General features: G+C 23.3%; 1 pseudogene. It reads right to left on the bottom strand.

Annotation, left to right across the window (positions count from 1 at the left end):
- Positions 1-291: pseudogene (locus KA900_RS14860) on the bottom strand (AEC family transporter); the annotation flags it as partial.
- Between the last annotated feature and the right edge of the window lie 309 nt (positions 292-600).

Genomic DNA, 600 nt, shown 5'->3' with positions numbered 1-600 from the left:
AACGTCGTAGCTTCCCCTTTATCCCTCTTGTTTATTAAAGTTAAAGCTTTGCCCACGATATATAAACAAATTATGTATATTATAAAGAAAACTACAATATATAATAATAAATGTAATTCAAAATTTGTCTTATAAAACTTTACAAAAATAAATCCTGGTACAAACACATATATATTTAATTTCGCTAAAGTTTTTAAATCTAGTGTGAACTTTTTCTGTAAGATAAATCCCAATACAATCATTATGAAAATAGGTAATAATACACTTTGTAATATATATCATTTCGCTCATTATATAACACTTCCTTGTAAGAAAATTTAACACTAGACATATTTCATTTGTGTTTAAGTTAAATTTAGATATCTGACCATTAAAATTATGTCGTTGATATACTTTGAAAATATAAAAATTAGGAGTGAAATAAAAATTGATAAATTAGAAATCAATTTTATATTTCAACTCCTATATCGTATCAATAAAATGCTAAACTTTGCTTTGTTCATACTATTTTAATATGTGCATGATTTAATGGAGCACTTTACTATTTAAAGAGGTTTATAACAATAAAATAATGAATTATTCATCTTTACGGTTATCCTC

Origin of the sequence: Staphylococcus sp. GDY8P120P (genome assembly GCF_017892065.1) — a bacterium.
Lineage (GTDB): Bacteria > Bacillota > Bacilli > Staphylococcales > Staphylococcaceae > Staphylococcus > Staphylococcus nepalensis.
Note: the sequence above shows the minus strand (reverse complement) of the source record. Positions and strands in the feature narration are given on the sequence as shown.